This window comes from Bifidobacterium sp. CP2, from assembly GCF_018555635.1.
Taxonomy (GTDB): Bacteria; Actinomycetota; Actinomycetes; order Actinomycetales; family Bifidobacteriaceae; genus Bifidobacterium; species Bifidobacterium saguinibicoloris.
This window is the reverse complement of sequence record NZ_JAFEJX010000004.1, coordinates 147,589-171,750: the sequence shown is the minus strand read 5'-3', so window position 1 is coordinate 171,750 and position 24,162 is coordinate 147,589. Positions and strand designations below refer to the sequence as shown.

The 24,162-nt window shown below is 65.5% G+C and carries 25 protein-coding genes; 12 read left to right on the top strand and 13 right to left on the bottom strand.

The genetic code is table 11. From position 1 onward, the window contains the following. The first annotated feature begins 49 nt into the window (after positions 1-49). From hisF to trpE, 3 genes are all read left to right on the top strand, one after another. Positions 50-820 (top strand): imidazole glycerol phosphate synthase subunit HisF, encoded by a 771-nt coding sequence (gene hisF, locus JS531_RS04700; protein WP_214313409.1) that lies wholly within the window; start codon positions 50-52, stop codon positions 818-820. 96 nt (positions 821-916) lie between these two features. Continuing rightward, complete coding sequence (gene hisI / locus JS531_RS04695) at positions 917-1,324, top strand: phosphoribosyl-AMP cyclohydrolase (RefSeq protein WP_214313399.1); 408 nt, start codon at positions 917-919, stop codon at positions 1,322-1,324. Continuing rightward, positions 1,321-2,913 (top strand): anthranilate synthase component I, encoded by a 1,593-nt coding sequence (trpE, locus tag JS531_RS04690; RefSeq protein ID WP_214313397.1) that lies wholly within the window; start codon positions 1,321-1,323, stop codon positions 2,911-2,913. Before hisI ends, trpE begins: the two co-directional genes overlap by 4 nt. A gap of 129 nt (positions 2,914-3,042) precedes the next feature. Here trpE and JS531_RS04685 read toward each other — a convergent pair whose 3' ends face one another. The 4 genes from JS531_RS04685 to JS531_RS04670 form a co-directional block, all read right to left on the bottom strand. After that, complete coding sequence (locus tag JS531_RS04685) at positions 3,043-4,386, bottom strand: sugar ABC transporter substrate-binding protein (protein WP_214313395.1); 1,344 nt, start codon at positions 4,384-4,386, stop codon at positions 3,043-3,045. Positions 4,387-4,632: 246 nt separating this feature from the next. Then, entirely contained in the window at positions 4,633-6,279 is a 1,647-nt protein-coding gene (locus JS531_RS04680; protein ID WP_214313393.1) for a helicase-related protein, read from the bottom strand. A gap of 156 nt (positions 6,280-6,435) precedes the next feature. Next, complete coding sequence (locus JS531_RS04675; protein ID WP_240542034.1) at positions 6,436-7,293, bottom strand: cobalt transporter; 858 nt, start codon at positions 7,291-7,293, stop codon at positions 6,436-6,438. A 233-nt stretch (positions 7,294-7,526) separates the two neighbouring features. Further along, the gene (locus JS531_RS04670; RefSeq protein WP_214313389.1) at positions 7,527-8,144 is read right to left on the bottom strand and encodes an isochorismatase family protein; all 618 of its coding nucleotides are present in this window, start codon (positions 8,142-8,144) and stop codon (positions 7,527-7,529) included. A gap of 162 nt (positions 8,145-8,306) precedes the next feature. On the opposite strand from JS531_RS04670, the gene JS531_RS04665 reads away from it, so the two are divergent. Next, the gene (locus tag JS531_RS04665) at positions 8,307-9,569 is read left to right on the top strand and encodes an MFS transporter (RefSeq protein ID WP_214313387.1); all 1,263 of its coding nucleotides are present in this window, start codon (positions 8,307-8,309) and stop codon (positions 9,567-9,569) included. Between the two features lie 76 nt (positions 9,570-9,645). Here JS531_RS04665 and mscL read toward each other — a convergent pair whose 3' ends face one another. The 3 genes from mscL to JS531_RS04650 form a co-directional block, all read right to left on the bottom strand. Then, positions 9,646-10,119 carry a large conductance mechanosensitive channel protein MscL gene (mscL, locus tag JS531_RS04660; protein ID WP_214313385.1) on the bottom strand — a complete coding sequence of 158 codons (474 nt, stop codon included), beginning with the start codon at positions 10,117-10,119 and terminating at the stop codon, positions 9,646-9,648. Positions 10,120-10,174: 55 nt separating this feature from the next. Next, on the bottom strand, positions 10,175-11,773 hold the full coding sequence (locus tag JS531_RS04655; RefSeq protein ID WP_214313383.1) for a carboxypeptidase: 1,599 nt from the start codon (positions 11,771-11,773) through the stop codon (positions 10,175-10,177). Between the two features lie 192 nt (positions 11,774-11,965). Continuing rightward, a complete protein-coding gene (locus tag JS531_RS04650) occupies positions 11,966-12,985 on the bottom strand; it encodes a VanZ family protein (RefSeq protein WP_214313381.1) in 1,020 nt (339 codons plus the stop codon). A gap of 332 nt (positions 12,986-13,317) precedes the next feature. Between JS531_RS04650 and JS531_RS04645 the strand changes: the two genes are divergently transcribed. The 3 genes from JS531_RS04645 to JS531_RS04635 all read left to right on the top strand — a co-directional run bounded on the left by JS531_RS04645 (position 13,318) and on the right by JS531_RS04635 (position 15,327). Then, complete coding sequence (locus JS531_RS04645) at positions 13,318-13,767, top strand: hypothetical protein (RefSeq protein ID WP_214313374.1); 450 nt, start codon at positions 13,318-13,320, stop codon at positions 13,765-13,767. 74 nt (positions 13,768-13,841) lie between these two features. Then, positions 13,842-14,507, top strand: coding sequence for a pyridoxamine 5'-phosphate oxidase family protein (locus tag JS531_RS04640; RefSeq protein ID WP_214313372.1), 666 nt, complete (start codon positions 13,842-13,844; stop codon positions 14,505-14,507). Positions 14,508-14,514: 7 nt separating this feature from the next. Further along, complete coding sequence (locus tag JS531_RS04635; protein ID WP_240542033.1) at positions 14,515-15,327, top strand: DUF1287 domain-containing protein; 813 nt, start codon at positions 14,515-14,517, stop codon at positions 15,325-15,327. On the opposite strand, the gene JS531_RS04630 is transcribed toward JS531_RS04635, so the two are convergent. Next, positions 15,311-16,642, bottom strand: a complete 1,332-nt coding sequence (locus JS531_RS04630) for an MATE family efflux transporter (RefSeq protein ID WP_346427756.1) — start codon at positions 16,640-16,642, stop codon at positions 15,311-15,313. The two genes, JS531_RS04635 and JS531_RS04630, sit on opposite strands and share 17 nt — an antisense overlap. Before the next feature lie 282 nt (positions 16,643-16,924). Here JS531_RS04630 and JS531_RS04625 point away from each other — a divergent pair, with 282 nt between their 5' ends. The 3 genes from JS531_RS04625 (at position 16,925) to JS531_RS04615 (ending at position 18,573) form a co-directional block, all read left to right on the top strand. Then, entirely contained in the window at positions 16,925-17,224 is a 300-nt protein-coding gene (locus JS531_RS04625; RefSeq protein ID WP_214313368.1) for a DUF2316 family protein, read from the top strand. A 197-nt stretch (positions 17,225-17,421) separates the two neighbouring features. Next, positions 17,422-17,853: a DUF3592 domain-containing protein gene (locus tag JS531_RS04620; RefSeq protein ID WP_214313366.1), complete on the top strand. Its 432-nt coding sequence runs from the start codon at positions 17,422-17,424 to the stop codon at positions 17,851-17,853. A 252-nt stretch (positions 17,854-18,105) separates the two neighbouring features. Beyond that, positions 18,106-18,573, top strand: coding sequence for a hypothetical protein (locus JS531_RS04615; protein ID WP_214313359.1), 468 nt, complete (start codon positions 18,106-18,108; stop codon positions 18,571-18,573). Between the two features lie 71 nt (positions 18,574-18,644). Here JS531_RS04615 and JS531_RS04610 read toward each other — a convergent pair whose 3' ends face one another. Continuing rightward, positions 18,645-19,079, bottom strand: a complete 435-nt coding sequence (locus JS531_RS04610; protein ID WP_214313350.1) for a DUF3592 domain-containing protein — start codon at positions 19,077-19,079, stop codon at positions 18,645-18,647. 135 nt (positions 19,080-19,214) lie between these two features. Between JS531_RS04610 and JS531_RS04605 the strand changes: the two genes are divergently transcribed. Further along, on the top strand, positions 19,215-20,042 hold the full coding sequence (locus JS531_RS04605; RefSeq protein WP_214313348.1) for an aldo/keto reductase: 828 nt from the start codon (positions 19,215-19,217) through the stop codon (positions 20,040-20,042). A 65-nt stretch (positions 20,043-20,107) separates the two neighbouring features. Here the strand turns inward: JS531_RS04605 and JS531_RS04600 are convergent, their stop codons facing one another. The 3 genes from JS531_RS04600 to JS531_RS04590 form a co-directional block, all read right to left on the bottom strand. Beyond that, entirely contained in the window at positions 20,108-20,821 is a 714-nt protein-coding gene (locus JS531_RS04600) for a hypothetical protein (protein ID WP_214313341.1), read from the bottom strand. Positions 20,822-21,106: 285 nt separating this feature from the next. Beyond that, on the bottom strand, positions 21,107-21,304 hold the full coding sequence (locus JS531_RS11295; RefSeq protein ID WP_214313320.1) for a hypothetical protein: 198 nt from the start codon (positions 21,302-21,304) through the stop codon (positions 21,107-21,109). Then, positions 21,268-22,383, bottom strand: a complete 1,116-nt coding sequence (locus JS531_RS04590; RefSeq protein WP_214313318.1) for an MFS transporter — start codon at positions 22,381-22,383, stop codon at positions 21,268-21,270. Before JS531_RS04590 ends, JS531_RS11295 begins: the two co-directional genes overlap by 37 nt. A 394-nt stretch (positions 22,384-22,777) precedes the next feature. On the opposite strand from JS531_RS04590, the gene JS531_RS04585 reads away from it, so the two are divergent. Continuing rightward, positions 22,778-23,728, top strand: a complete 951-nt coding sequence (locus tag JS531_RS04585) for a deoxyribonuclease IV (RefSeq protein ID WP_214313317.1) — start codon at positions 22,778-22,780, stop codon at positions 23,726-23,728. Positions 23,729-23,781: 53 nt separating this feature from the next. Here the strand turns inward: JS531_RS04585 and JS531_RS04580 are convergent, their stop codons facing one another. Beyond that, positions 23,782-24,147 (bottom strand): YccF domain-containing protein, encoded by a 366-nt coding sequence (locus JS531_RS04580; protein ID WP_214313315.1) that lies wholly within the window; start codon positions 24,145-24,147, stop codon positions 23,782-23,784. Between the last annotated feature and the right edge of the window lie 15 nt (positions 24,148-24,162).

Sequence of the window (24,162 nt, the reverse complement as noted above, 5' to 3'; positions counted from 1 at the left end):
TACTCTGGAACGCGGAACAACGAAAGCCTAGAACAGGGGAGTGCAAGTTATGTCGTTGGCGGTTCGAGTCATCCCGTGCCTGGACGTCGATGCCGGACGAGTGGTCAAGGGCGTCCATTTCGAGAACCTGAAGGACGCCGGCGATCCCGTCGAGCTTGCCGCCGAATACTACCGTCAGGGCGCCGACGAGCTCACCTTCCTTGACGTGACCGCCTCCAGTTCACACCGCGGTACGATGGTCGACGTGGTCAGCCGCACAGCCGAACAGGTCTTCATCCCGATGACCGTCGGCGGCGGCGTGCGCACCCCCGAGGACGTCGACTCGCTGCTGCGCTGCGGCGCCGACAAGGTCGGCGTCAACACCGCCGCCATCAACGACCCCACGCTCATCAGCCGCGTCGCCGAACGCTTCGGCAACCAGGTGCTGGTCCTCTCCGTCGACGCCCGTCGCGAGAAGGGCGAGCAGCACACGCAGTCCGGTTTCGAAGTCACCACGATGGGCGGACGCAAGTCCACCGGCATCGACGCGATCTGGTGGGTCAAGCGCGCCGAACAGCTCGGCGCCGGCGAGATCCTTCTCAACTCGATGGACGCCGACGGCACCAAACAGGGCTTCGACTTGGAGATGATCCGTGCCGTGCGCAAGGAGGTCAAGATCCCGATCATCGCCTCCGGCGGCGCCGGCAAGGTCGAGGACTTCCCACCCGCCATCGAGGCCGGCGCCAACGCGGTGCTCGCCGCGTCCGTCTTCCACTACGGGCTCATGACCATCGCCGACGTCAAGGCCGAACTCAAACGTCACGGCTACACCGTGCGCTGACATCGGACACAACAGACACCAGCAATCGGAAGGTGACACGGGCGACCCGCGGCAAAACCGTTCCGACTGCAGCATGCAGAAAAGCGCAGAGAGAACATGACAGACATCGCATACGACAACACCACCGAACTCGACCCGCGCATCGCGCGGCGTCTCAAGCATGACGCCAAAGGCCTCGTCGCCGTAGTCATCCAGCAGTACGACACGCACGAGGTGCTCATGGTCGGCTACATGAACGACGAGGCGCTGCGCCGCACCCTCACCACCGGACGCGTGACCTTCTGGTCCCGGTCCCGTCAGGAGTACTGGCGCAAGGGCGACACCTCAGGGCACGTGCAGTACGTCAAATCCGTCGCGCTCGACTGCGACGGCGACGCGCTGCTCGTCGAGGTCGACCAGGTCGGTGCCGCATGCCACACCGGCAAGCGCAGCTGCTTCCTCGAAGGCGGTCCGCTGCCGGTCGTCGTTGGGCATCGCACGAAGGAACAGGAGGAGGAACGATGAGCGAGCGCACGAACGCCGCGGACGGCGCCGCACATGCCAACAGCGTCAGGGACCTGAACTGGGGCGACACCTGGCCCTCCCGCCAGGAGTTCCATAGGCTCGCCGACGAAGGCTATCGCGTCATCCCGATCGTGCGGAGGCTCCTCGCCGACTCGCTCACCCCGGTCGGCTTCTACGAGCGCCTCGCCAACGGCCGAAGCGGCACGTTCATCCTTGAATCCGCCGAATACGGCGGCACGTGGAGCCGCTACAGCTTCATCGGCGTGAATTCCATGGCCCAGCTGCGCGCCGACAAGGACGGCAACGCGAGCTGGCTCGGCACCGTGCCCGCGGGAGTTCCCACCGAGGGCGACGTCGTCGAGGTCGCGCACGCCGCGCTGAAGACGCTGAAGGCGCCGCACGTCGAGGGACTGCCGAACCTCACCTCCGGTCTCGTCGGCACCGTCGGCTGGGATGCGATCCGCCACTGGGAGCCGACCCTGCGCGCCGAGGCCCCGGACGAGACCGGCCAGCCGCAGATGGTGCTCGCCCTCGCCACCGACATCGCCGTCGTCGACCACGTCTCCGGATCCGTGTGGCTCATCGCCAACGCGGTCAACGTGGATGACAAGCCCACGCGCGCCGACATCGCCTACGATCAGGCCGTGGCGCGGCTCGAGCGGATGCAGCGTAACGCGGCGACGCCCACCCCGGGAGAGGCGCGCGTCAACGCGCTCGACCCGTCGAAGGCACAGCCGCAGCTGCGCTTCCGTACGGAGAAGAGCCGGTACGAGCAGGCCGTCGAGGCCGCCAAGAAGCACATCGTGGACGGTGACGTGTTCCAGGTCGTCATCTCCCAGCGTCTCGACATCGATTCGCCGGCCGACCCGTTCGACGTGTACCGTGTGCTGCGCACCCTGAACCCGAGCCCGTACATGTATTTCATGGCGCTCACCGACGCCGAGGGCCGCGATTTCAACGTCATCGGTTCCAGCCCCGAGACGCTCATCAAGGTCGACAACGGCCACGCGATGACCTTCCCGATCGCCGGCTCCCGTCCGCGTGGCGCCACCCCCGAGGAGGATGCGAAGCTCGCCAAGGAGCTGCTCGCCGATCCGAAGGAGCGCAGCGAGCACATCATGCTCGTCGACTTGGCACGCAACGATCTGAGCAAGGTGTGCGTTCCGCAGTCCGTCGAAGTCGTCTCCCTGATGGACATCAAGCGGTTCAGCCACATCATGCACATCTGCTCGACGGTCACCGGCCGCGTCGACCCGTCGCTGACCGCGTTCGACGTGTTCAAGTCCGCGTTCCCGGCCGGCACGCTCTCCGGCGCGCCCAAGCCGCGTGCGGTCGAGATCATCGACGAGCTGGAGGTCGCTGACCGCGGCATCTACGGCGGCACCGTCGGCTACTTCGACTTCTCCGGCAACCTCGATATGGCCATCGCCATCCGCACCGCGTTTCTGCGCGACCATGAGGCGAGCGTGCAGGCCGGAGCGGGCATCGTGCTCGACTCCGTGCCCGCGACCGAATGGCAGGAGACACGCAACAAGGCCGAGGCCAGCGTCGAGGCCGTGCAGATCGCCGCACAGCTCAAGACGCTGTGATAGGCGTGCGTGTCATCGACGATAACGCGATGGTAACGCGACGATAACGCGTTGATACGCGGGGAGGGCCGCCACGTGGAATACGTGGCGGCCCTCCCCGCGTATCAACGGAATCGACCGGTCATCCGACTATTCCTTGACGGTGAATCCCTGTTGGTCCGCATAGTCGACGAGCTTCTGCTGCCAGGTGCCCACAGCGTCGTCGAGCTTGCCGGAGCCCTGGAAGACCGAGCCGAAGGAGTCGCCGAACGCGGTCATCGCGTAGCCCCAGAACGGCGGGAAGACGAACGCCTCCTTCACGTCGAGCGCGGACTGGGCGAGGACCTTGTTGTATTCCTGCCCGCCGAAGTACGCGGACAGCTCCTCGGAGCCCTTGAGGAACTCCTCGTCCTGGAGCCGGTCCTTGCTGGGCGGGAAGCCGCCGGCGTCCGTGTACGCGGCGATGCCCTCCTTGTCGTGCGTGACGTACTCGAGCCACTTCCATGCGGCCTTCTTGTTCTTCGACGAGGAGACCAACGCGAGCGTGGAACCGCCGTTCGAACTGTTGATCGTGTCGGAATCGCTCCAGACCGGAGTCGGGGCGACGCGCCAATCACCGGATGCGGCGGCGGAGCTGCCGGCCAGGTTCGCGGGCATCCATCCGCCGGTGACGATCGCCGCGTTCGTGCCGTCGGCGAAGCTGCGGAACCATTCGTCCGACCAGCTCGGGATGTTCTTCGCGATCAGTCCCTCGTCGATCATGCGCTGCCAGTAGTCGTTGACCTTCTTGATGGTCGCGTCGTTCTTCAGCGAGATTGTGAGGTTCTCGCCGTCCATGGAGAACGGCTTGGCCCCGGCCTGCGCCCAGAACGCGACGATGCTGTTGGAGTCGTTCGTGTCGCCCGCGTACGAGCTGATGTAGTAGTCGTCGCCGAGCGCATGGATCTTCTTCGCGTCCTCGTAGAACTCGTCCCACGTCTTCGGCGGCTCGCTGATGCCGGCCTTGTCGAAGGTGGCCTTGTTGTAGAACAGCGCCATCGGTCCGGAATCCATCGGCACGCCGTAGATGCCGCCGTTTACGTTCACGGAACTCCACGGGCCGGACGTGTAGAAGTCCTTCCAGCCGGAGATCGGGTAGGTGGAGAGGTCCTCCAGCGCACCTTCCGAACCGTACACGATCTGGGGCAGCGTCGAGTACTCGAACTGGACGACGTCGGGCATGCCTGAGCCGGCGGCGAACGCGTTGGTGAACGCCGAGGTCGTCTTGGGAGCGGTGCCCACGTTCGTGAGCTTGATCTTGATGTTCGGGTACTTCTTCTCGAACTTCTTGACCAGCGGCTTGAGCGCGGGCTCCCATGCCCACACGGTCACGGTGCCGCTCGCTTCGCCTTCCGTGTCGGCCGGCTGCTGCTGGGACGCGCCGCATCCGGACAGCAGGACCAACGCCGAGGCCGCCAGCAAGGCGGTCGCTTTGACGGTCGTCTTCGTCTTCATTGGTAACTCCTTCACTTCTTCGTGAACCAGACCTCCTTGAAGGGAGATCCGTTTCGGAACCGCGATGGACTGCGTCGTCCCGTGTCCCGATAGTCGTCAATTCTACAACCGGCGAAAGCCGACACTGGGAAAACCGTCGGAAAACCATATGGCGTGTTTCGCGCGATCAGGACCGTGGATGCGTGCGGAGACGGCCCTGCTCCTCCATGGACGTGGGGGAGCAGGGCGCGTTTTCGGACCGCCCTTTCAGAACCGCCATGCGCCGTTCGTATACGGGTCCTCATCGTCGTCCCAATCGTCCCATTCGGCGCGGCCGTACATGCGCGAACCCAGCAGGGACGCCTTCGGTCCGGCCACCTTGTCGATCACGGCCCGGTCCCAACGTTCACGGGTCACGGCGAATATTCCGTCCATCGCCTCGTCCATGAGTCCGAGCGCGTCGGCGAATGCGTAGCGCAGCGTCAGAATCCGGATGTCCCGTTCGAGCGTCCCAAGACGGTCGGGCTCGGCGGCGAACCGTTCCCGCCATTCGGCGCCGCCCGGCAGCATCGGATGGCGCGACTGGACCAGTCCCCTGAACAGGGAGACGAGCTCATCCATGTCACGGACCTCATCCGCGGGGAGGAACGACATGGTCAGGATGGTGTGCCGGTCGTAGGGGAAGTCCCTGCGCGTGCCGGCGATTGTCTCCAACCGTGTCGCGATGGCGCGTTGCCGGTGCAGGCGTTCTCGTTCAAGCGTGTCGAATCGGATGGGGGCGTTCGCCCACACCTTGAGGATCGTGGTCAGCGGCACGGAGTCGTCCAGTCCGAGTCCGAGAGGGAACGGAACCCTCGCCTTGCTGATCGGTGCCACCGTGCCGGTCAGGCAATCCTCCAGCCATGCGTTCGACCGTGCGTCCGAAGTGACCAGTCCCTTGTCGAACATGCCGAGACGTCCCGCACGTCCGGCGATCTGTCTGACCTCCACCGCGTCGAGCATCCGTTTCCGCATGCCGTCGAATTTACGGTTCGCGCTGAACACGATGCGGCGTATCGGCAGGTTCATGCCCATGCCGATCGCATCGGTCGCGACCAGCACCTTCGCCTCGCCGGAAGCGAAGCGTCGGGCCTCGGCGCGTCGCGCCGCCCACGGCAGCGCCCCGTACACGATCGCGGTCGGAATGCCGTCCTCCTCGATTGCGGAGGCGGTCCTCAACACGTCGTGACGGGAGAATTCGATGATCGCGTCGCCTTCCCGCGGGGTACCGTCCCATGGCTTCGCCTCCACCAGAAGCGGAGTGGAACGATCGTGACGTACCACGTCCGCCCGGTCTCCGCACATGGCGATCAGCGATTCGACGATGGCCAGCGCCTCGGGTGCGCAGCAGACATGGATGTCCGGGCAGTTCACGCCGAGGATCGCCCTCGTCCACGCGCCGCCATGGGCGGGATCCGCGATCATCTGCGCCTCGTCGATCACCACGCATGCGTATTCGCGGTCCAGGCGCAGGGTCCCGATGGTCTGCGAGACGAAGCGTCCGTCCCCGTCCAAAGACCGTTCCTCACCCGTGATGATGTCCGTCGGCAGTCCTTCGCCGCGAAGGCGTTCCCCGGTCTCCAACGCAAGCAGCCTCAGCGGAGCCAGATACGCGCCGGAGCCTGCGGACTTCAACGCCTCCAGCGCGTCGTGCGTCTTGCCGCTGTTCGTCGGTCCCACGTGGATCGTGAAGCGGCGGCTTCCGTGACGATACGACGAGTAGAAGGTGAACGGGTCAGTCGCCGCCGTGGATACGGCCACCAAATCGCGGGCCGCCGCCTCGTTCGCGGTCCGCTCCCGCTTGAGACGATCCTTCGCGTCCTTCCTGTGCTTCGCCTTCTCCCGACGATTCCATGAACCCCGTGAAACGGTCATGTCGAACCTCCGATTCCATGAGGATTGCCGTATTGCGGACCCACGATAACCGCGACTCCGGGGATGCTGGAGAAAAACGGCGGATAATCGTACCCACGGCGTGTCGCGGTCCGACTCCGCTGAGGGGAAGCGTGTTCTTTGCGGGGAGCGGAGTACCTATCGCAGCGTCACGGTGACCGTCCGCTCCATGCTTTCGGCCCCGGTCCACCTGCCTGAGGTCCGGGCCCAACCCATGCCGTTCGCATGCACGGTGTCCACGCCGTATTCGTGCGCGTGCGCGACCAGCCACGTCGCGGCCTGCCATCCTTGGCGCCCCGGATCCGATCCGGACGATTCCTCCGGCAATGTAATAGTCAGCGCCGTGGGGGAGGCGGCCGAGCCGTCGTCCGTCGTGGACTGGCCCGCGATCGTCGCCGAGGGGAACATGTCCCGGAATGCCGTGACGAGACCGTCCGGATCGTGGGAGACCTTCGTATGGATCGAACAGGTGACGCCGGCCGCGGTCTCGCCGGTGAACGCGGCCGCCCATGCGCGGGCCATGCCGTCCCATTGCGCGTACAGGTCGGGGTAGCCGGAACGCTGCACCGCCTGTGCGGCGTCCTCCACCGGAATCGTCTGCCAGTCGGCGACCTTCACCAGTTCGTCGTAGAAGGCATTCGTCGCATACGATTCGTCCGTCAGCTGCTCCACTGTGCCCCACCCCTGGCTCGGCCGCTGCTGGAACAATCCCACCGAATCAAGGTCGCCATGGTCGAGGTTGACGAGCTTCGATTCCTGCATCGCCGTCGCGATCGCCACCGTGGCAGCATGGTCGGGGAGCCCTCGTCGGACGGCGATTGCGGCGATGAGCGACGCGTTGCGCGTCTGCGTGGGGCTCAACGGGTACCCGCCGTCCGCGGTCGTCACCGTGCAGTGATCGGCTGGCTGCGATACGGTCCGTCCGGCCGTGCCGGAACGGGCCCATAGGAACACGACGACGAACGCGACCACGATGAGGCACGCCCCGGTCGTCATGAGGACCGCGATCGGGACGGCCGTCCTTTTCGGACCATGCGTTCCGTCGTTCCATGTCATACCGTCACGTCCTCCCTGCGGTTCATGCGCCGGTCACGGGCCATGGCCGGCGCGTCGCGCCTCCGGCCGCGAATCAATCCCAGCATCGCACCGGGAATCCGAACGGGCAATCGGGGACATGCCTGAATCGCCCCTGATGTTCGGGCATCCGACCGTCGGCCGGCCGGCACGGTTCAGCGGGATTCGGTGAGCGTGACGCCGGCCTCCGCCATCTCCTTGCGTGCGGCGACTCCCAGTTCCTCGCTGACCGGCACGGTCAGGTCCTCGAACACGGTGGTCGGATAACCGAGCTTCACCGCGTCGAGCGCGGTCTCCTTGACGCAATGCGATTCGGCGATGCCGACGACATCGACCTCGGTCACGTCCGCGGCCTTCAGCGCGTTGGCGAGCGTGCGACCGGCGGCGAGCGCCGCGTCGACCTCCTCGCGGCTCTGGATCGTGTCGGTGTCGTCCTCGATGCCTTCGAATCCGGAGTAGGCGGCCGCGTACTGGCCTTTCTTGAAGTGGTGTGCGATGCCCAGCGTCTTGATTGCCGGGTGCAGGTCGGCGTTCGGTGTGCCGGCCTTGCCGTGCACGGGCCAGGTGTCCACGAAGTCGGGCGTCTCGGACCAGTGGGAGCCGGGCTCGATGTGCCAGTCCTGCGTGGTGGCGATGTACGCGTAGTCGCCGCGATGCGACTTCACGTACGTCGCGATGCGTTCGGCGATTGCGTTGCCTCCTTCCACGCCGAGTTCGCCGCCTTCGCAGAACGTCGGTTGCACATCCACTACGATCAACGCCTTCCGGGTCATGATGTCTCCTTGTCTTGTCTTTCGGTGGTCCGCTGTCCGAGGCCCACTCTAACGTCCGGACGCCGGTTCCGGCAACGGGTGGATACGCATGGCGGTCCATGCGGGCCGTGTACGAGCGTGCCCATAGGATGGTGCCCCATGTGTGGAAGGACGAATGAGAGGATGGGCCGTCGCGTCGTCTTCGGTCTGCCGTTGCTGTTCTGGGGCCTGTGGCTCGCCCTGCTTATCCTGTGGATGGGCCGGTTCGTCATCTCGTTCATGTCCATGTATCTTGTCAAGGATCTGCATGTGGATGCGGGGCTTGCCGGCACCATCGTCTCCATGTACGGATTCGGCGGCATCTTCGGCTGCCTGTTCGGCGGCTCCCTGTCCGACAGGTTCGGCAGGCCGGCCATGATCATAGCCGGCGAGCTCGGCGCCGCGGCGATGCTCGTGCTGCTCTCTTTCATCGACGATCCCATGGTCATGGGCGCGATGCTGCTTGTCTACGGCGCCATCTCGTCCATCCCCACGCCGGCCATCGCCGCGTACATCGCCGACGTGGTGCCGATGCGCGACCAGAAGCGCGCTTATACGCTGCAGACGTGGGCGGTGAACTTCGGGTTCGCCATCGGGCCGATCATCGCGAACCAGCTCGTCAAGATCTCGTACACGCTCATGTTCTATGCTGAGGCGCTCATCCTCGTGGTCGCCACCGGATTGCTCGCGTTCTTCTTCCACGAGGCTCGCGTGCATGCGGCGCGAACCGTCGGTGGAACCGTCGTGAAGACGCGCCCCGCCGATGCCGTGGGGCGGCGGAACGTGTCGATGCTGGCGAACTACCGTCGCGCGCTCACCGACTGGCCGTTCCTGTCGATGGTGGTGCTCATGTTCGGCTACACGATTGCGTACTTCCAGATGACCAGCGGATTGCCGATCGCGATGACCGGGCTTGGCATGGGCACGGACCAGTATTCGGTGCTGCTCACCATCAACGGCGGCATGCTGTGTCTGCTGCAGATTCCCGCCATCGCCGTGTTCAACCGGATGAGCAACACGCGCGTGCTTGTGCTCGGCATGCTGATGACGGCGTTCGGCTACATGTTCCAGATCGGCGCGACCACATGGCATGGATTCGCGGTCGCCACCGTGCTGTGGACGCTCGGCGAGCTCGGCACGTTCCCGATCGCCGCGACGACCGTCGCGAACCTTGCGCCGGCTGAGACCCGCGGCACCTACCAGGGCTTGTACAACCTGGTCTGGGCGCTCTCGAACGGCGCGGCGCCGCTGGTCGGCGGATGGGTCATCAGCGGGTTCGGCGGCCGTGTGCTGTGGATTTGCTGCACGGCGATGTTTCTGTTCGTCGCAGCGGGACTCTATGCCACGAAGGGCGCCCGCGAACGTGCCATCACCCGCAACCTGCGCGCCGCGGACCTCGAGGGGTAGCGGGCACCACCATCCACTGTCATCCGTTCGTCATGGCCGATGCGGTTGCGTCGTCATCGTCGACGGAACCGGCGGTTCAATCGGCCCTGCTGTCCGTCGTATCCTTCCTCGCCACGGAATCCTGGTCCGCGGCGGCCAGCTGGTCGCGGATCTCGGTGAGCAGCTCGACGGTGCGTTCCTCGGGCGTGACCTCGGGCTCCTTCGCCTTCTCGTCCGCCTCCTGCTTGAGCTTCGCCTTGATGAGCATCGCGTCGGTCATGTCACGGAACTTGTTGATCGGCACGAGGACGCAGAAGTACACGGCCGCGGCGATGACGAGGAAGTTGAGCAGCGCCCCCAGCACCGCGCCGAACGAGACGGTAGCGCCGTTGAACGTGAACGCGAGCAGGCCGCTCATGTCCGGTTTGCCGAACACCATCGCGATGAGCGGGTTGATGAGGCTGTCCACGATCGCGTTCACCACGGAGGTGACCGCGCTGCCCATGACCACGCCGACGGCCATGTCGATCATGTTGCCTCGTGCGATGAATTTCTTGAAACCATCGAGCATTGTCGTTTCCTTTCCTGTGATGCGGCTCCTGTGGTGAGGCTTCCGACGGACGTTCCTACAGCCGGATGTCCGGCGCGGGCACGGCGGGACGCTCGTCGATCGCGCGAAGACCGGGAACATCCGCGGCGTAGAAGCGTTTCAGGTCGTCGGAGAATTTCGCGAGGCTCGGTTCGGACGAGTACAGCATGTGCCCGGCCGGATAGTACGTGAACGCGACGTTGCCGCGTAGCGGCTTCGGCAGGCCCAGATGGTCGATGTCGTATTCGGTCTGGCCGAACGGGGTGCACAGGTCGTACACGCCGTTGCCGATCAGCACCTTCAGCGTGGGCTGGTGCGCGATCGCGGCGGCGAGGTCAGGTACGACGTTCGGGAACGGGATGTTCCGGCCCCAGGAGGACTTGGTCATCTCCGGCTGCCTATGCCACCAGGTCCAGCCCTTGCCGGCTTCGGTGGCGTCCCAGTCGAAGTCGGCGAACCCGCGGCGTTCAGGAGTCCTGTCCCAGCCGAGCTCGTCCCTCAGATACGCGTTGGCGAGGCTCGAGTACGCGGGGTCGAGGTAGGCGTCGTCGATGACGAACGTCTCCTCGTCGTTCATCCGGTCGAGGTCATATCCGGCGACCCGCCCGTCGTAGCGGCCGACGATTCTCTCCTCGTCGCGCAGCAGCTCTTTGCGGAACCGCATGTCCACGACGCGCAGGTCGGAGTCGTAGACGTATTTCGCGTCCAGTCCGGTCAGTTCGGCGTAGCGTTCCGCCACGCGGTGTTTGACGTCGTCATCCAGCGAGGCTCCGGCGGCGAGTGCGAGACGCAGCGGTCCGTTCGCGAATGCGCGCGCGGCCTTGAGATGTTCGGCGGGCTCCACTCCCTTGCCGGCGCGGCCATGGTATTGGGCGACGGACGCGTAGGTCGGGAAGTAGCCGACGTAGAACTGGTCGGATGTGTCGAGCGTGTACGCGTAGTCGAGGATGTTCGAGATGAGCGTGAGCCCGTTCAGCGCGACGCCATCCTGCTGGAGACGGTAGGCGAGGGTCGCCCCGCGCGTGGTGCCGTACGATTCGCCGAGCACGTACTTGGGGGAGTTCCAACGGTGGTACTTGCTCGAGTAGGCGCGGATGAACGCGCTGAATCCGGCGACGTCGCCGTCCACCGACCACAGTTCCGGCTTCGCCTTGTCGGCGATCTCGGAGAAACCGGCGCCGGGAGCGTCGATGAACACCAGGTCGGAGATCGGCAGCAGCGTGTACGGGTTATCTTCAAGACGGTATGGAGCGGCGGGCACGGGGGCGGCGTCCGGCACCTCGATGCGTTTCGGTGCGATGGACCCCATGAGCAGGAACGTGGTGGACGATCCGGGTCCGCCGTTGAAGACGTAGGTGACCGGGCGGGTCGTATCCGTCTTGCCGTCGTCGTCCAGCAGTGCGAACGCGGTGAAGAAGACGCTCGCGGCCGGCTTCACCTTGGGGGTGTCGATGAGGATGGTTCCGACGGTGGCCGAGTAGTGGAGCGCGCGTCCGTCGATGTCGATGGTGTGGCGCGTGGCCTTCTCGTACGGTTCGGGCAGTTTCGCCGCGTCCGGTTTCGTCTGGCTTGCCGTCGCCGTTCCCGTCGTGCCCGGCTTGGTCGTCCCGTTTCCTTGGTTGTTCTCATCTGCCATGATGATCAGTCCTTCTACTGTTTCGTCCGCGTCGTTTCCGCTGTCGCCCGATGTCTGTCGCCATCCAGCGTGACGCATCCACTATAAGCTTGCGGGGCGCGACTTGCGTATGGCGGGATTCTCCGGTGTGGGATGGGTTGCGGTTTCCATGTGGGGATGCGTTCGATCGGGTGGGAGAGATGGAGCCGTCCGTCAGATGAGATCGTAGGGCATCCGCTTCCTGATCATCCAGAAGACGAGCGTCGCGAACAGGACCAGACCCGCATGCGGGATGTAGTCCGGGAACCTGACGCAGCAGATCACGGCGAACCGTGCGGCATAGAATGCGATGCGGCGCACACCCTCACGCGGCCTCGTCTCGCAGGTCATGTGCGTATAGCCGCCGCCGAGCGTGCGGCCCTGTCTCATCCACGGGATAACGACTTCGAAGACCGCGAGTGTGAGCAGCATCATGATGGAGGACATGTCGAGCGGATCGCTGCTGTCCGTGTTCGTTATCACGCCGAGTCCGCGGCCCGAGACGAACGAGTACAGCGCGTCGCCCGCGACGGTCAGCGGCAGCGCGCACAGGGTGGCGAGGCCGAAATCGATGATGAACGCGACGAGCCGACGCACGAACCCGGGGTTCGTGACGGTCGTGGTGTCCGCCTCGCGCACCGGCAGGACGCGGTCGAGCAGCATCGCGCAGCCGTAGCCGGCGACCGCCCCGGCCGTGTTCCAGACGAGGTCGTCCACATCGAACAGACGGTACGAGCAGGGGAACAGGCCGAGCACTCCGGTCAGCTGCAGCGTCTCCACCAGGAGCGAGACGAGGAACCCGGCGACGGCCGCGGCGGCGAACGGCAAACGGAATACGCGCTTGGCGATGAAGCCAAGCGGCAGGAAGAACACCCCGTTCATCGCGATCTGCATGATCGCGGTCAGGCCGTCCGAGCGGATGTCGCCGATGAACTGGAACGGGTTCAACTGTGGGGCCAGATGGTGGGTCGCGCAGTACGCGCCTGGATCGGACGGCATCGGATACAGCGTGAAGCACAGCAGCCCCAGCGCGTACAGCACCGTGCCGTACGCGGACAGCGCGGCGGTGAAGCCGATACGGTTGTCGCGGTGGTAGAGCATCGCCAGCACCGGCACCGTGAGCATGAACGACGCGACCGGCCACATGGCGACCGCCAGCAGGAACGGCGCCGAGAAATTCGCCAGAAACCCCATGATTCCCTCTCCTTCTCCTTCGGAACGCCATCCACGATAGGGGCATCCGCCGTGAGTGGTCATCGTCCATCGGATCGAGATTCTCCGGGATATGCGGGGAGGAGAGGAACCGGGTCATCCCCGGGAACGATGCGGTGGTGTGCGACGGAGCATGGCGGTCGACGTTATCCAGACGACATGATGTTGATATTGCTTTCCGATACGTTATATGAACACCATGTCGTCCGGATAAAGCCGCCGTTCAGCTGGTCAATCCCCGCACCGGCTGGATGCGGGTAGTGCTGCGTGCAGGTATGACCGAGGCGAGGATCCCCGCGACGAGGATGATGGGGATGAGAACGCCGATCTGCCCCCACGGCAGTTGTGCGGTGAATCGGTCGGTCATACTGCCGATCTGGGCTCTGGCTCCGGCGATGCTCACCTGGGCCATGGGTCGGGTGCCGGCCGGCCGGTCCGGCGCGGGATCGGGTCTGCTGACCGTGTTCCGCCAGTTCGGTTCCATCATCGGCGTGGGCATCTTCGGCAGTGTGCAGAGCGGACTGTACGTTTCACGGTTCCGTGACGCCGCGCGGGTCACGGGGCTTGGGGAACGCGTCTCCGCCGGCTCGGTGACGCTGGATTTTCAACAGACCGTCCATCTCGGGAAGGCGTCCGGCGACATGCTGCGTCAGGCGGCCTCCCGCGCCTATGAGTCCGCCATGTTCGGCAGCTTCGCCGTGGCCACGGTCATCATCGTCGCGACCACCGTGATCGTCGCGGGGATCTCCCGTCGTTCCCGGTGACGGATGCGACCGTCCGGAACCGCCATACCTTGTATCATGGGGCTCACAGCGGAAAGCCGTGAAAGGGGCCGAGGATGAGCGTGGAATACGCCCATGAGACGCATGGGCCGGAGCAGGGCCGGGAGCGGCGTCCGCGACGCCGTGACGACGAGCGCACGGTGGCGGGCGGACGCCGCATGATGCGACGCGCGGACCGCGAAGTCGCCGATCCCGACGCAATCGCGGCGATCATCGCCGGCTGCGATATCGTCGACGTCGCATATGCGGATGCGGAAGGACTGACGGTGGTGCCGCTCAACTTCGGATACGAATACGACCGGGGGAGCGGCCGGCTCACCTTGTGGATGCACTCGGCCTCCCGCGGCCGCAAGCTCGACGCGATACGCGCCGCCGACAACCGTTTGCCGGTCGCGTTCTCGATGCACACGGACTGTGAGGTCGTCGCGGGACGCACGGCGTGCGCCTGGGGTGAATCGTTCAAATCCATCGTCGGCAGCGGCGTCGCCTCCATCGTCGACGACCTCGATGAACGCCGTCATGGACTGCAGCTGCTGATGGCGCATCAGGCGCATATGCCGCACGTGACGTTCACCGACGCGCAAGTGCGGAGCGTCACGGTGTGGAGGATCGACTCGGACTATCCCACCGCCAAGTCGAGGCCCAAACCGGCCTCGGCGCATGGACCGCATGGCGGACATGACGCCACCGCTCCCGTCTCTGCCGCGGCTGATACGGTCTGAATGCGATATGGCTCGTCTTGAAGGGAACAATTCGATGCGGCAAGGTGCGAGACGTACGGTCTGCGCGGTGCTGGCGGTTGTGTTGGCCGTCGCGCTCGTCGCCGGCGGCGTGTTCTCCATTCGGCGACTGTCCGGGTTGCCGTGGGAGGCGATGGGCAGGTCCGTCGCCTCGACCGCCACGAAAGGCGGCGATTCATCGGATGGCACGGTGATGCCGCGGTCCGAAGCCTCGAAGGAGTATCCGAAGGCCGTGAGCCCCGTCGACTTCAATGGCAACGGCACGGACGACTACGCCGACATCGTCGCGGGCGCGCGTGCCGACGCCGAGGCCCGTCCCGCCTACGACGACGGCTACTATCAGGGCGGCTACCCGCCGTCCGACCGCGGCGCATGCACCGACCTCGTCTGGCGCGCCTTCCGCGCCGCCGGCTACGACCTCAAAGCGATGGTCGACGCGGACATCGCCGCCGATTCCGCAAGCTACCGGGCCGTCGCGCCCAAACCGGACCCGAACATCGACTTCCGCCGCACCGGCGTGCTCGACGTGTTCTTCGCCAAATACGGACAGTCGCTTACCCTCGACCCGTCCGACCGCGAGGCGTGGCAGGGCGGTGACATCGTCGTCTTTCAACACGTCAAACACATCGGCGTCGTCTCCGATAAACGTGACAAGGACGGCGTCGCCTACATCCTGCACAACATGGGGCAGAAGCAGCGTGAGAACGACTACCTTACGTTCCGCACGCACATGACCGTCACCGGCCATTACCGCTTCGACGCCTCCAAGGTGCCGGCGTCCGTCCTCAAAGCGTGGCGTTGACGTCCGCCCGGGCCGTTTCCCTCGGCGGCAGCAGCCTTCGCGCAACCCATGCGAACAGGAGTCCGGCCACAATCGCCGACGTCATGTCCGAAACCGGTTCGGCGACGAACACGCCCGTCGTACCCAACCCGAACCGGGGAAGCAGCAATGCCAACGGCACCAGCAGGATGAGCTTGCGGAAGACCGCGAGGAACAGTGACGGTTTCGCCTGCCCCATGCCCACGAACGCGCATTGGACGACGTTCTGGACGCCGAAGATGCCCATGCCGCACACGAAGTACGGCAGCGTACGCGACACCACGTCGATGATCGCCGCATCCGACGTGAACAGGGAGGCGACGAATCCGGGGAAGAGCGCGAGCAGCGTCGTCATCGTGCAGTTGATGGCGACCTGCACGACCATCGTGCCCGAATACGCACGCCACACGCGGTCGTACAGCCCCGCGCCGTAGTTGTAGCCGATGATCGGCTGCACGCCCTGCGAAATGCCCTGCGAGAACACGAAGATCAGCTGCATGAGGCTCGTCATGATCGTCATCGCGCCCACATAGACGTCGCCGCCATAACGTTGCAGCGAGGCGTTGAACACCACCTGGATCACCGATTCGGTGATCTGCATGATGAACGGCGAGACGCCGAGGAACAGCACCGGGCCGAGCAGACGCGTGAGACGGACGTCGCGCATGCGCAGCCGTATCGCGCTGTCCTGCGAGGCGAGGAAACGGACCACCCACGCGGCGGACAAGCCCTGCGCGATCACGTTCGCCAACGCGGCGCCGCGCACGCCCATGCCGAGCGCGAAGATGAACAGCGGGTCGAGCGCCAACGAACTCAACGCGCCGATAAGCACCGAACCCATCGCCACGAGCGCCCGCCCCTGCGCGGTGATGAACGTGTTGAGCCCCAACGCCAGCTGCACGAACAGCGTGCCGCACAAATAGACGGTGAGGAAGTCGACCGCATACGGCAGCGTCGCATCGCTCGCACCGAACAGCACGAGAATCGGCGTCTTGCACAGCTGGAGCAGCGCCGACAGCACAATCGCTATCGCGACGATCGCAGCCACCGACGTGCCGAGATAGCGTTCCGCCCTGTCCCGGTCGCCGCGTCCCAGCTCGATCGAGGCGAGCGGGCCTCCGCCCATGCCGATGAGCATCGCGAACGCGGACACGGCCAGCGTGATCGGGAAGCATACGCCCACGCCGGTCATCGCGAGATCGCCCACGCCGGGGATGTGCGCGAGAAACAGCCGGTCGACGATCGTGTACAGCGCGTTGCACGCCTGCGCCACCACCGCCGGGACCGCCAGCGACACCGCCAACCGTCCGATCGGCCTCGTGCCGAGGCCGGACTTGTCCGTCGGCCGTTTGTCCGCTGGTGCCGTCCGCGACGTTGTCCGTGCCGTCGCCCGTCCACTTGTCTCTCGTTGCGTCACGAGGGGACATTGTATCTCCCAATAGGGGAGCGTCCCACCTGGTACCGGCGGCGCGAAGCGGCGGCATGCCGTCGGTCGCCGGATGCGGCAGCCCTATCGCATATGCGTGAAGTACGATTGGGCATGACCGGGAATTCCAACGATAGGGGTAGAGGGGCAGATATGTCATTGACCACTGCGCAACGTGAGGCGACCATCCGCGAGTTCCATGAGAACCTACGTCGACTGAACCTGACCGCCGGCGAGGTCGCCGAACACTTCGGCGTCGACGCCTCACGCATCGAGACCATCATCGACTTGGAATCCGGCGTCCTCGAATATCCGTGGATCGTGCGTGGCTACCTCCTCGACGAGGCCGCCGCCCGCGGCGTCACACTGACTCCGTTCACCGCGCTGCGGGGCGACCCGCACGACTACTGGTTCCTCGACGGGACGATGATCGACAGGGGTGTCATCAGCTGAAGACGTTTTCCATTCACTACTCCGAATCCGATGGTCCATCAGTGATTATGGGACGTTGGCAGGGAGGCGGGAACGGTTCGGTGGACGGCGCCTCGCGGATCGGTCTGACACTGAAACGGCTCCGGTGCGTCATAGGAGTCGAAGGAGGACGGGTCATGGGATGATGGGGTTGTCGGGACCGCGAAGGGGAAGTCGATATGGACGATATGAAATTCAAGCTGCTGATGTTCGCGTTGCCGTTCGCCGGAGTGGGGCTCATTTGCATGCTCATCGGCATCGGGTTCGCCCGTAGGGACAGAAGACGGGCCGAGCGCTGCGTCGCCTCCATCACAGGCGTCGTGTCCCGTGTCGTCAGGGTCCATGATGAGGGCAATGAGTACGACTACCATCCACTGGTCTCGTACACGGTCGACGGCGCCACGTACGAGGTTGCGCCGGACGGGAGCAGCCGGACGCCGAAATGGCGTGTGGGCGATCCGATGACCGTCGCCTACGATCCGACCGACCCCAAGTACGCCTACCTGCCGTCCGAAAACAGTTCGACGCCGACCGCGGGCGTGGGCGTCGCCGCCGGCATCCTCGCCCTGCTCATCGGCGCAACCGCGATCACCTGTGCACTGCTCATGTAGCGGCGCCGTCTCGCGCTCCGTCATCGGAACATTGTGGACTATCCACGGTAAGGCGATACGGCCATCGACAGGGAAGAGACGGACTAGGCTCAATCCACGGAAGGAAGGGCGTCCGTGTCGCGTTCACTTTCGTGTGGTGGAATCCGTGATATGGAGCATGACGCATGGATCGAGGGTAACGGACGGTTGGCTCGACGAATCTGGTTGCGGCGGGCGAGGGGTTGGCCTCTCGCATTGTTTCTGTCGTTGGCGTTGGGCGTCGCCGTGGTGGGCTTGTTGCCGTTGGACGCCTGGTTCGGTTGGACGGGGGAGACGCCGACGGTCGTGATCGTCGTCGTGTCCGCTGTGGCCGGGCCGTGCTTGTACTGGTGGCGGCGTCTCCGCTGCCTGCCCAAAGGGGTTCTGGCGGTCCGTCGCGCATGGCCTGTCCGTCTGGTCGCCTTCCCGGACACGACCGATGTCGACGGCAATCCGTGGCTGGGTGACGTCGAATGGATCCTGTTCACGCCCGGCGTGGACCGGACGCTCGTGCTGCCGGTGATGGACGGGTCCGCGACGCGTTCCGCGGCGCTTACGATCAGGTCCGGACGTCTCCGGTTCGACGGGCTGCGCGCCGAGGCGCCGGTGCCGGTGGATCCGAGGCTGCCCGAGAGTCTGCGATGGTTGGAACCCGGCGTCGCCTACGATCACGAGACGAGAACGCTCCTCGTCACGGTTTAGGGGACAGGCCGGACATTGCATTCGTCGTCTACCGCATGCCAGCCATCGAACCGCAGAAACGTCGAATCCCGTCACATGATCAAGGCCCAGCCGATCGCGCCCGCAGCGATCAACACACAGAGCGCGCCGATGGCAATCACTTCGTCTCCTCCCGATGTGGCCGGATCCTCGGACGGCAGGTAGGCGAAGGCGGGGTCGGACGGATCGTAGTCGACGATCATCGGCTCGCCCATGCTCCATTTCGCGCTGCCGCGCGGCGCGTCCGTCGTCACCTCGTACGTGACGCCGTCGACGACGTACGAGACCATCGGCCGGTAGTAGTGATGGCCATCCTCCTCGTCGTAGACCGAGACGATACGGTCCACGACGCCCGTGGCGGAGACGACGCACTTCGTGGTCCGTCGACGCATGCTGCGCGATACGGCGATGCCGGCGAGCACGAGCACCAAGCCCACGATGGCGAACGGCAGAGCGAACATCATCAGGTTGAAATCGGTCCCGTCCATGACGGCCTCCCTCCGGAACGCTACGTGACCATCATCTCACGGGACGAGCCCATCCCGATGGGCGGGGAGGGGAAGGCGCCGACCGTACCCATATACAATGCGTGAGGAAGCATATCCGACGGAAACGGAGGCATCATGGCGATTCAATCGACGATTACGCTGAACAACGGCACGGTCATTCCGCAGGTGGGACTGGGCGTGTTCCAGACCCCGGACGGCGAGACCACGGTGAACGCGGTCACGGCCGCGCTCGAAGCGGGATACCGCCATATCGACACGGCGATGATCTACGGCAATGAGGCGTCTGTGGGCGAGGGGCTGCGCCGATCCGGCGTGCCGCGCGACGACGTGTTCGTGACGACCAAGCTGTGGAACGACGACATCCGCGCCCGCCGCGGCAGGGACGCCTTCGAGGAGAGCCTCGATCGTCTGGGCCTCGACTACGTGAACCTGTACCTCATCCACTGGCCGGCGGACGGCTGGAACCAGGCATGGGACGACCTGCAGGCGATCTACGCGACCGGACGCGCGAAGGCGATCGGCGTGAGCAACTTCGAACGGCATCATCTGGAGGAGCTGCTCGCCCACACCGATGTGAGGCCGGCGGTCGACCAGATCGAGTCCTCGCCGCAGTTCGCGAACCGGGAGCTCATCGACTTCGCGCACGCGCAGGGCATCGACGTGGAGGCGTGGAGCCCGCTCGGCGGCACCGGCGGCGGCCTGCTCGCCGATCCGCGTCTCAAGGAGATCGGTGAGCGGTACGGCAAGTCGGCCGCGCAGGTCGTGATCCGCTGGCACATCCAGCGCGGCGTCGTGGTGCTGCCGAAGTCCACGCACGCCGAACGCATCCGCCAGAACATCGACGTGTTCGACTTCACCCTGACCGACGCCGACATGGCCGCGATCGACGCGATCGACACGGGCAAGCGCAACGGCGCCGACCCGGATCACTTCGACTTCTGACGGGGATGTCCCGGCGCATCGGCGGTTCGGCCCCGAAGCAGTGCAGCGACACGTCCCGTCGTCGACTACCGATGCCGCGGGAACGTGTCGGTGAGGATGGCGACGCCGTCGATGCGCGGCCCGATGTTCGGATCCTGCGCGCCGGTCTCCAGTTCGGGCACGTTCGACGGTAGGACAATCCTTGCCCGGTCCCCGTACACCTGCAGCGTGCACGGCCGCATGCGCGGGTCGACGCCCCGGTCTCGGGCCAGCTTTCTCATGAGCCGTTGCGACAGCTGCAGCGCTCGGGGTGTGGGCTTCGCATAGTCGCCCATACGGTATCGGCCGGGCAGCTTGTCCGTCCAGTCGACATCGTGGTCGCTCCAGTACAGCAGGTACGAGCGGACGCGGTCGGTCGGGGCGAACCTCAGGACGAGCACGTCGTTGGTACAGACCCGGTAGTGGGTGAAATAGCCGAGATCGCCGCCGCTGAACGGGTCATGGCTGATGATCGGCGTGGACAGCGCGAGCCGACGCAGAGGCAACCGGTCCGCATACGCCCGCCCGATCATGGCGCCGGTGATCATAAGCCCCGGTTCGGTGGGAAGACGACGCTGCCGCAGGTCCTCGTACACGTCCTCCAGCATGATGATGACCACGGTGACCAGCGCCACACCCAGCAGCACGTACACCGGCTGCGGCACGAACGAGCCCAGCAATGCGGCCAGCGCGAACAGCACGACGGCCAACGCGATGCCGGCGACGATGCCGATGACCACGGCGCGGTCGTGCCTACGCACGGCCGGTTGCGGATCGTACGGCAGGGCGGCTATCGGCCAATCCTCGTTCCGGGAAAGGCGCGCACTGCGCGATGCGCGGGGGATCGGCGACGGATTCATAGGACACCTCGTTCGACGGGCTCACGGTCCATACCGACCCGCGGGCGGATTCTCCGGATTTCCGGCGCGACGGCCGTTCCGTTTCCCATGCTATTCCGATAATGGGAGTCCAGGCCCGTCACCGAAAGACGGCATGGCGGGAGAGGCTGGCTCCTCTCAGAGAAAGGCGCCAGCCTGCTTCAATGTTCACAACTCCGTCCGCTCCCAGTGCTCGGGGCGCGGGATGCGGCGGGTCGGGGTGCCGCAGGCGAGGACGAGTCCGACGGCCGCGCAGCCGACGACCAGCACCATGACCGCACGGAAACCCAGTCCCGGCGTTCCGAGCAGCCAGCCGACCAAGGCAGGTGTCAACGCGCCCGGCACACCGATCGTCGTCTCGAACACGGTCGAGACCCGTCCTGCATGTCGTCGGGCGTGCGCCCGAAGATGAACCCGAGCTCGCCCGCGTTCAACGCGGGAAACAGCAGCGACGTGGCTGCCATGCACGCGACGACCACCCCGTACGAGTCGGTGAGCAGGAGCGGGAGCATCGCGGCGGTAAACACCGCGAACGTGAGGATGATGAGCCGTCCGGTCGGGATATGGTCGACCAGCCATCCGGCGATGAGCGAGCCGATCAATGCCGAGACGCCCGTCGCGGTGCCGACCAGTCCGATGAGCGCCGCGTCCGTGCCGCGTTCGGCCAGCATGATCTGCACGCCGATGATGCTCCCGTAGCAGGCGACGTTCACGACGGCGCCCTGCGCAATCGCCGCGAGGATGGTCCCGCGCGTCAGCGTCCACCGCCATCCCTCGACGAACTGCGCGAGGAACGACAGGGCGCATTCGGGCGCGTGTTCCGATCCGTGGGCCGCCGCGCACCGGGGCAGTCTTGCCGCCGTGACGGCGGCGATCAGGTACAGCACGGCGGACACGAGGAACGGGAACCATCCCGCGACGCGGTACAGCAGTCCGCCGATGGCCCCGCCGGACAGCTCCACACAGGATTCGCGCGCCTCGCGGATGGCCTGCGCCTTGGCGAACCGGTCCATCGGCACCAATGATTTCAGCATCGCGTCGTTGGACGGTCCAAGCAGCCCGTTCATGACGGCGAACAGTGCGACCGTGATCGCGAACAGGCCCGTGCCCATCGTCCCGGTCGCGAGCAGGACGGTCGCCGCGGCCGACAGTGTCCCGCCGACCAGGCCGAGCAGAATCATCATGCGACGACGGTCATGCCGGTCGGCGAGTGCCCCGCCGATGGACATGAGCGTGAGTCCGATCGTCGATTCGACGGTGACGAGCAGGCCCGCGACGAACGGCGAGCCGGACAAGGCGAGTCCGATCAACGGGATGGCGAACGTGCGCAGGCTGACCGCGAACACGTCGGCGGTGTCCGCGACGAACCAATTGCGGTAGGCGGGCAGGTGCCACAACGAATGCGGTCGGCGCGTGGAAGAAGATGAGGATGTGATGGTGTTCATGGCAAGGTCTCGTTTCATGGGCGTCCCATGATGCCGGGTGCGTGGAGGTACGTCCGAATCTCGGCGGTGCCGGACCGTGCGTGGCGCGGAGACCGGAATACCGGGGCCTCCCGCACGGCTCATGGGAGTATGTTCTGGAATTTCGCATGGAAAGACATCGCGACTGCGTGCGGCGGTCGCGACCGAAGTGGTCGGCGGCGGGGAATCGCGCGGCGACTAGTCGTATGCGAAGGAGACCAGAACCTGGTACATGATGAAGCGTCCTTGACTGATTGTGGTTGCGGCCCGCCATCGTCGGCGGGACATAGGGATACGTTCAGTCTAGCAGTGCGACGGGCGGATCGTCGTGCGACTCCCGCGCCATCGTCGGGGACGCATATGCTTGTGCCTTGTGATGGAAGATTCGACAACGACACCGCAGACCACCGATCAGCAGACCACCGGCCAAACCGACGCCGGCGACGCCCGCCCGACGCTCCTCATCGGTTCGCATCTGTCCACCGCGGGCGGATGGAAGGCGCTCATCAAACGCTCGCACGAGGAGGACGGGACCGCGTTCGCGTTCTTCCCGCGCTCGCCGTACGGCAAACGCTCCAAGGCGCTCGACCCGGCCGGCGCCGTGGAGTTCGGTCGCGCGCTCAAGACGGAAGGGTACGGCCCGTTGGTCGTCCACGCGCCGTACGTATACAACCTCGCCGGTAAGGATTCGGCCAAGCGCGGGTTCGCGATCAATGCGCTCGTCGAGGACCTGACACTGCTCGGCGCCATCCGTGCGGGCGGGCAGGAGACGTATCTCAACATCCATCCCGGCGCGCACGTGGGGCAGGGCGCCGAGACCGGTTGCCGGCTCATCGCCGACGGGCTGGACCGCGTGTTCGGGACCTTGGACGGCACGGTGGATGGGGACGGCGGCGTCATGATCCTGCTGGAGACGATGGCGGGCAAGGGCACCGAATGCGGCCGGACCTTCGAGGAGCTGCGCTCGATCATCGAGGGGGTCGACGACGCCTTCCGCAGCCGTATCGGCGTCACGTTCGACACCTGCCACGTGTTCGACGCCGGCTATGATCTCCTCGGCGACTACGAAGGCGTGATGCGCTCGCTCGACGACGTCATCGGGCTCGAGAACGTCAAAGCCATCCACGCGAACGATTCGATGTTCGGGCTCGGCTCGCACAAGGACCGTCACGCCAATATCGGCGAGGGGAAGCTGGGGCTGCCGTTCTTCGAGCGGCTCGTCAACGATCCGTGCATGGCGCGGCTGCCGATGATCCTCGAGACCAAGGAGCTCACCGAGTCCACGCATCGCGAGGAGATCGCCCTGCTGCGCGGGCTGAGGCATTAGCGTTGTTCGTGGGGACGATGGTGATGCCTTCCGGCATGTCCGCCAGGTGCCTCTTACAGATCGTAGATCTGCGCGCCGAACGGCCAGAGGGCGAGCTTCGCCATCTTGAACGACTGGATGCCGAACGGGATGCCGATGATGGTCACGCAGTTGGCGAGACCGGCGGCGACATAGCCGAGCGCCATCCAGACTCCGGCGAGCACCACCCAGATGATGTTCGCGAGCGTGGAGCCGAGGCCGCCGCCGTAGCGTACGGTCTTGCCGAACGGGGTGAGTGTGAGCCCGGCCATCTTGAACGCCTGCAGCCCCAACGGGATGCCGACGATCGTGACGCACAGCACCAGGCCGATGACCGCCCATCCGAACGCGATGGCGAGTCCGCCGAGCACCAGCCACAGGATATTGCCGATCAGACGCATGTTCTCTTCGCTCCT